Origin of the sequence: Microcystis sp. M079S1 (assembly GCF_020246425.1) — a bacterium.
Lineage (GTDB): Bacteria > Cyanobacteriota > Cyanobacteriia > Cyanobacteriales > Microcystaceae > Microcystis > Microcystis aeruginosa.
On sequence record NZ_JADBSZ010000070.1, the window covers coordinates 1 to 6,303 of the forward strand.

Below are 6,303 nucleotides of genomic sequence, written 5' to 3' on the forward strand. Positions count from 1 at the left end.
AAATCCTTATCTGGCAAGAGATTTAATTGATTAGTTCGCTCCAGATCGCAAACAATTGACAAAAATTGCGGTAATGTCTGTTTCTATAAGGGTTTCATCCCTTATAACCCCCGTCCATTGCATAACACAAACCGAAGAGCCTCATTTTTGAACTCTCAAAAATTAATTAGGCAAGAACTCTATTAATAACCGCTCTAGAATCAGTCTATACTATATATTCTCCGGGGAGAAATTGCTCAGATTACTTTAGTAATGAGAAACGGGACTAAATAATGGCCGGAATTGAGGGATTGAGGATTAAAAATTATCGAGCGCTCAAGGATATAACTCTGGGCAAGTTATGGAATACTCAAAATCGAGATTCTCTGACACCGATGACGGCCGTTATCGGCAAAAATGGTGTGGGAAAAAGCACACTTTTTGATGCGTTCGGTTTTTTATCTGATTGTCTTAAAGGAGGAGTAGAAGAAGCTTGTGATGCGCGAGGTCGAGGCGGGTTTGAGCGTCTTCGTTCCCAGGGTGAGGAAGGAAGCATTGAATTTCAGATTTACTATAAAGAAGATTACAATTCCCGACCAATTACCTATGAATTAGCTATTGATCTAGATACCGATAATAGACCTTATGTAAAAAAAGAAAGACTCAGACAGAGAAGAAAAGGTCAAAAGACCGGATGGCCTTTTTCATTTTTAATCCTCGATGAAGGGAAAGGAATCGTCTGGAAAGGAGAAGAAGAAGGGAAACAAGTAGAAGAAGGTCAAGACCATTTTGATTTACTTAAGTTAATAGAAAAAATTCAACAGGAAGCTGATGAGGAAAGCAAGGAAACCGAGTTAGTGGAACTGAATGATAAGCGCAAACTAGGAATTGCTACTTTGGGTTCTCTCAAACAGCATCCGAGAATTTCCCTATTTCGGAGATTTATTGAGGGATGGTATCTCAGCTATTTTACTCCCGATGCGGCCAGAAGTTTGCCCCTAGCCGGACCCCAGAAACATTTGAATATCCATGGAGATAATCTCGGTAATGTGGTGCAGTTTATGGAAAGAGAGCATTCCAAGAAATTTCAGAATATACTTAATAGTATTTCTCGTAAGATACCGGGTATAGAAAAAATTAGCACCGAAAAAAGTCCCGATAATCGACTACTATTAAAATTTAATGATCGGGGATTCCAAGACCCATTTTATGTACAGCAAATGTCCGATGGTACTTTAAAAGTATTCGCCTATCTCTTACTGTTAGAAGACCCTTCTCCACCGCCATTTATCTGTATTGAAGAGCCAGAAAACGGCTTATACCATAAACTATTAGAAACCTTGGCTCAAGAATTTAGAAAACACGCCACAGGACAGAGAGGACGTTCTCAAATTTTTATCACCACTCATCAACCTTATTTTGTTGATGCTCTCCAGCCAGAAGAAGTTTGGATTCTGGAAAAGGGTGATGATGGTTTTTCTCGGATTAAACGGGCCAGTGACAATCCTTTAATTAAGAATCTCGTCTCAGAAGGATTGCCCCTTGGTAGTCTTTGGTATAGTGATTACTTAGATGAGAGATAAGGTCATGCACTTTGAAATTTTGGTCGAGGATTTGTCGGGAAAAAAAGCACTTGATATTCTAATTCCTAAGATTATTGACATGAATGCAGGTCATACATTTAGGGTTCATTCCTATAAAGGCAGTGGTCATATTCCCAGAGACTTACAGTCTGTTTCCGATCCTAGTAAACGGATTCTTCTTGAGCGACTACCTAAACTGATTCAAGGATATGATAAAACTTTTTCCAGTTACCCTGATAATTATGCTGCTGTGCTGATTGTGGTTGGCGATCTGGATAATCGATGTTTTCGGGAATTTCGACAAGAATTAAGCAATTGTCTGGAAAAATCTGCTATCCAATCCCAAATTTACTTCTGTATTGCTGTTGAAGAAGGAGAAGCTTGGTATTTAGGTGATATTAATGCCATAAAAATTGCTTATCCCCAGGCCAAAAGTGCTATCTTGGATTCCTCTATTAATGATAGTATCTGTGGTACTTGGGAAAAACTGGCAGATGCTATATACAGAGGTGGAGCGAAACAATTATCTAAGTTAGGTGGAGCTTCTGTGGGTCAAGAGAAAACGGTCTGGGCAGAAAATATTTCTCCTCAGATGAATGTGGATATTAATCGATCGCCCAGCTTTGGCTATTTTCGGGATAAACTACGTCATCTCAGTCAGGAAGAATCAAGATAAAGAGGGCGAATGCAATTCGCCCCTACAATAAATAATATTATGGCGACAATGGTAGGGGCGCACTGCGTGCGCCCAAAATGTCATTTAGATATTTCTCCAAAAATAACGGAGCAAAAAATCTAGAGACATGGGGGCGTAGTGTAAACAAGCCTAGGGATCGGGTTTGTCTTAGCTTAGTCTATTGGAGGACTTAGGGCCAGAGAAAACTTCAACCTCAGCCGGTTTTTGGATGCGATCGCCCTGCTCGCTCCTTCCCAGGGCTTGACATAAATCCCGCAATAATGTTATAGTAAGGGACTGGCTTAAGCCAAAGACAGCAGGTGCCAAACAGCTTAAATACCCTGCCGAGGTCAAAGCGAGAAAACAGCAGCCAAAAAGACTAAAGAGAGATATTTTTTATCTTGGTCGTGCCTGAACTGGATTCTCTCCACTCAACCCCGGCGCTACAAGGGGTTATTTTTGCGCCTGTCTGTGGAACCGGTCCCCCGCATACAGGAGGTGAACAAGGGATGGGGAGAAGCAGAGAAAGCAAGGGAGTAATTCTAGAAGAATTAAAAACCTCCCTGAGCGAAGCTCAATTAACGATGGTCATCGACTATCAAGGTTTAACCGTCGCCGAAATCAGCAATCTACGCCGCAAATTGCGCCCCACGGGAACGATTTGTAAAGTCACCAAAAATACTTTGATGGGCTTGGCGATCGCTGAAGATAGTGGCTGGGAACCGATGAAAAGCCTTTTATCGGGAACATCCGCCTTTCTGCTCGTAAAAGAGGATATCGGTGGAGCTTTCAAGGCCTATCAAGAGTTCAAAAAAGAAAGCAAAAAAACCGAATTGCGCGGCGGTGTCCTCAAAGAAGGGACCAAAGGTCAACTGTTAACAGAAGATCAGATCAAAGCGATCGCCGATTTACCGTCGAAAGAACAGTTAATCGCTCAGGCCGCTGGAGCAATCAACGCCATTGCCACCAAACTGGCCCGCAGCATCAACGAAGTTCCCGCATCTTTGGCCCGTGCCGTCGATGCCGTGGCCCGTCAAGAAGAAAAAGAAGCGGCTTAACACCGCACCAATCAATCACTTAAAACAATTAGGAGTCTAACCCATGTCTGCTGTAGCTGAAATCTTAGAAAAACTCAAAACCCTTACCCTCTTAGAAGCTGCGGAATTAGTCAAAGGTATCGAAGAAACCTTCGGAGTTAGTGCCGCCGCTCCGGCCGGTGGCATGATGATGATGGCTGCCCCCGGGGCTGCTCCTGCGGCCGCTGCTGAAGCTGTGGAAGAACAAACCGAATTTAACGTCGTTCTTGAAGAAGTTCCCGCCGACAAGAAAATTGCTATCCTCAAGGTAGTGCGCGAATTGACTGGTTTAGGACTCAAAGAAGCGAAAGACCTGGTAGAAGCCGCCCCCAAAGCGGTTAAAGAAGGCACCAACAAAGATGATGCCGCCGCCGTCAAGAAAAAACTGGAAGATGCCGGGGCAAAAGTTAGCGTTAAATAGATCGCCACTGATTCTGGGGATGTAGATTACATCCCCAGACAAGCCGAAAAGCTCATTTCCTGATACTATAGGATTGTTATAGCAGTCTTGTAGGATGTCCAACCATGGAAAGCGTCGCTTACATTTTAGTTTTAACTATGGCTTTGTCGGTAATTTTCTTCGCCATCGCCTTCCGGGAACCTCCCCGGATTCAAAAGTAAATTTCTTAACTCCGTTTAACTTAATAATTTTCTTCCCTGAGCCGCCCGCTTGTCAAAAGCAGGTTAGCGGCTCTGGTTTTCGTATTTAAAGGCTTAAATTAAAGGTTCCCCTCACCGAGCGCCTCCTATGCAGTGTCCTAATTGTCAGCATACCGATAGTCGCGTTTTAGAGTCCCGTTCCTCCGAAAACGGTCAGAGCATTCGTCGTCGTCGTGAATGCTTACAGTGTAAATATCGGTTCACCACCTACGAGCGCATCGAATTCGTGCCGATCACGGTGATTAAAAAAGATGGTAAACGGGAATCTTTTGATCGCTGCAAACTGCTGCGGGGGATCGTCCGCGCTTGCGAAAAAACCGGCATTCCCCCCTCAAGATTAGAGGCGATCGTCAATGATATCGAATCCCGTTTGCAGCAAGACTCAAAACGGGAGGTAACAAGTCAGGAAATCGGTCAATTAGTCCTGGAATATCTCCGGCAAGAATCGGAAGTGGCCTATGTGCGCTTTGCTTCGGTTTACGGCAATTTTCAGGGAATTAGAGACTTTATCGCCGCTTTAGCGCTGCTGCAATCCTCCGAAATTGAACGCGCTCATCCTTCTTGGTCTCAAGCGGAAGAGGCCAGCGTGATCACCTCGTCTTAAATAGTCCCCGATTCAGTTATAATTGAGATCCCTTGTGCTATTTAAAGTCCAAGCTCTGGTTAGATTCTTAAAAGTCATTCTTGAGGCAGATTGCCGGCAAGAAAGCCGGATGCGGCAGTTCATCCCCTAGGCCCTGCCTAGGAACTAAATTGGGAGGCATCTCCTTTATTTAGAAACTGTACATCACATAGGAGGAAAAACCTACGGAAATTCCGAGGCCCAAACAACGTACATGACCACCCAAAAAACCGCAAACAAAAACATAGGCTTTACCCATGAAGATTTTGCCGCCCTTCTAGACAAATACGATTATCATTTCAGTCCGGGAGATGTTGTCGCCGGGACTGTTTTCAGCATGGAACCCCGGGGAGCGCTCATCGATATCGGTGCTAAAACCGCCGCTTTTATCCCCGTGCAGGAGATGTCGATCAACCGCGTCGATAATCCCGAAGAAGTTTTACAACCCAACGAAACACGGGAATTTTTCATCCTTACCGACGAGAATGAAGATGGACAGCTAACCCTGTCGATCCGTCGCATTGAATATATGCGCGCTTGGGAACGGGTGCGTCAATTGCAAAAAGAAGATGCTACCGTGCGATCAAATGTTTTTGCCACTAACCGTGGTGGGGCATTAGTCAGGATTGAAGGTCTCCGCGGCTTTATCCCCGGTTCTCACATTAGCACCAGAGAGGCGAAAGAGGATTTAGTTGGTCAGGAATTGCCCTTAAAGTTTTTAGAAGTGGATGAGGATCGCAACCGTCTGGTTTTAAGTCATCGTCGCGCTTTAGTGGAACGCAAGATGAACGGTTTAGCCGTGGGACAGGTGGTAATCGGTTCCGTGCGCGGAATCAAGCCCTACGGTGCTTTCATCGATATCGGTGGAGTCAGTGGTTTACTGCATATTTCCGAAATCTCTCACGATCACATTGACACCCCCCACACGGTTTTCAATGTCAATGATGAGTTAAAAGTGATGATTATCGATCTCGATGCCGAAAGAGGTCGCATTTCCCTCTCGACTAAACAATTAGAACCCGAACCGGGAGATATGCTAAAAAATCGCCCCTTAGTGTTTGAAAAAGCCGAAGAAATGGCGATTAAATACCGAGAAAAACGTCTAGCGGAAGCGGAAGGCCGGACTGTCCCAGAAGTAGTGGAAGAAATCGAAGTCCCCCCCGCCTTGGAGGAGGAAGATTTAGTTCTCGCCGCCACCGAGGAGTAGGTCAGCTATCAGTTATCAGTTATCAGTTATCAGTTATCAGATGTGAGTTTTTAGTGGACAGTCTTAAGTAGGGCTTGCTGAAAAAGTTTTTCGTGGGGGCAGGGTGTGGGGTGTAGGGTGTAGGGTTTTACCGATTTTCAGGTGGTCAACTACCTAATTTTCAGGGAAAAAGTACCTGAATTTTCCCCCTGATCACTCCCAAGCCAGGCACTTTTGGATTTCAAAAAAGCCTAAAGATATTATCCAACAAGGTTTTTAGATTTATTCAGCAAGCCCTAAGTAGAAAATTGCCGTTTTCAGTTCACTGATTACGTTTACTGATCACAGCAAAAAAGTGGCTCTTCAGTTCGTGTTATAGTTAGGGTCTGCTGAAAAAGTTTTTCCTGGGGGTAGGAGTCAGGAGTCAGGAGTCAGTAGCCGGTCGTTTCAGGCTTTGTTGCCCTTGTTTTTTGTACCAAGCGATGTACCACAAGAAGGATAATGCAAGGTTTTTGAAAGTC

The 6,303-nt window shown here is 44.4% G+C and carries 7 protein-coding genes and 1 other annotated feature; all 7 genes read left to right on the plus strand.

The window, feature by feature from the left end; translation table 11 throughout:
• Positions 1-272 precede the first annotated feature (272 nt).
• The 7 genes from IM456_RS04360 to IM456_RS04390 all read left to right on the plus strand — a co-directional run bounded on the left by IM456_RS04360 (position 273) and on the right by IM456_RS04390 (position 5,803).
• Positions 273-1,562, plus strand: coding sequence for an AAA family ATPase (locus IM456_RS04360; RefSeq protein WP_149986341.1), 1,290 nt, complete (start codon positions 273-275; stop codon positions 1,560-1,562).
• A 4-nt stretch (positions 1,563-1,566) separates the two neighbouring features.
• Positions 1,567-2,238, plus strand: coding sequence for a DUF4276 family protein (locus tag IM456_RS04365; protein WP_149986342.1), 672 nt, complete (start codon positions 1,567-1,569; stop codon positions 2,236-2,238).
• Positions 2,239-2,527: 289 nt separating this feature from the next.
• Positions 2,528-2,646: a sequence feature (ribosomal protein L10 leader region), on the plus strand.
• Positions 2,647-2,747: 101 nt separating this feature from the next.
• The gene (gene rplJ, locus IM456_RS04370; protein WP_002737633.1) at positions 2,748-3,296 is read left to right on the plus strand and encodes a 50S ribosomal protein L10; all 549 of its coding nucleotides are present in this window, start codon (positions 2,748-2,750) and stop codon (positions 3,294-3,296) included.
• A 43-nt stretch (positions 3,297-3,339) separates the two neighbouring features.
• Positions 3,340-3,735 carry a 50S ribosomal protein L7/L12 gene (gene rplL, locus IM456_RS04375; protein WP_149986343.1) on the plus strand — a complete coding sequence of 132 codons (396 nt, stop codon included), beginning with the start codon at positions 3,340-3,342 and terminating at the stop codon, positions 3,733-3,735.
• 104 nt (positions 3,736-3,839) lie between these two features.
• A complete protein-coding gene (locus tag IM456_RS04380; protein ID WP_012267019.1) occupies positions 3,840-3,935 on the plus strand; it encodes a photosystem II reaction center protein T in 96 nt (31 codons plus the stop codon).
• Between the two features lie 127 nt (positions 3,936-4,062).
• Positions 4,063-4,578, plus strand: coding sequence for a transcriptional regulator NrdR (gene nrdR / locus IM456_RS04385; protein WP_149986344.1), 516 nt, complete (start codon positions 4,063-4,065; stop codon positions 4,576-4,578).
• Positions 4,579-4,810: 232 nt separating this feature from the next.
• Positions 4,811-5,803 (plus strand): 30S ribosomal protein S1, encoded by a 993-nt coding sequence (locus tag IM456_RS04390; RefSeq protein WP_149986345.1) that lies wholly within the window; start codon positions 4,811-4,813, stop codon positions 5,801-5,803.
• The last annotated feature ends 500 nt before the right edge of the window (positions 5,804-6,303 follow it).

Bases quoted from the DNA above. Each gene is read 5' to 3' on its own strand.
- nrdR (WP_149986344.1), top strand. From the start codon at position 4,063: ATGCAGTGTCCTAATTGTCAGCATACCGATAGTCGCGTTTTAGAGTCC.
- IM456_RS04380 (WP_012267019.1), top strand. From the start codon at position 3,840: ATGGAAAGCGTCGCTTACATTTTAGTTTTAACTATGGCTTTGTCGGTA.
- IM456_RS04390 (WP_149986345.1), top strand. From the start codon at position 4,811: ATGACCACCCAAAAAACCGCAAACAAAAACATAGGCTTTACCCATGAA.
- rplJ (WP_002737633.1), top strand. From the start codon at position 2,748: ATGGGGAGAAGCAGAGAAAGCAAGGGAGTAATTCTAGAAGAATTAAAA.
- rplL (WP_149986343.1), top strand. From the start codon at position 3,340: ATGTCTGCTGTAGCTGAAATCTTAGAAAAACTCAAAACCCTTACCCTC.
- IM456_RS04365 (WP_149986342.1), top strand. From the start codon at position 1,567: ATGCACTTTGAAATTTTGGTCGAGGATTTGTCGGGAAAAAAAGCACTT.
- IM456_RS04360 (WP_149986341.1), top strand. From the start codon at position 273: ATGGCCGGAATTGAGGGATTGAGGATTAAAAATTATCGAGCGCTCAAG.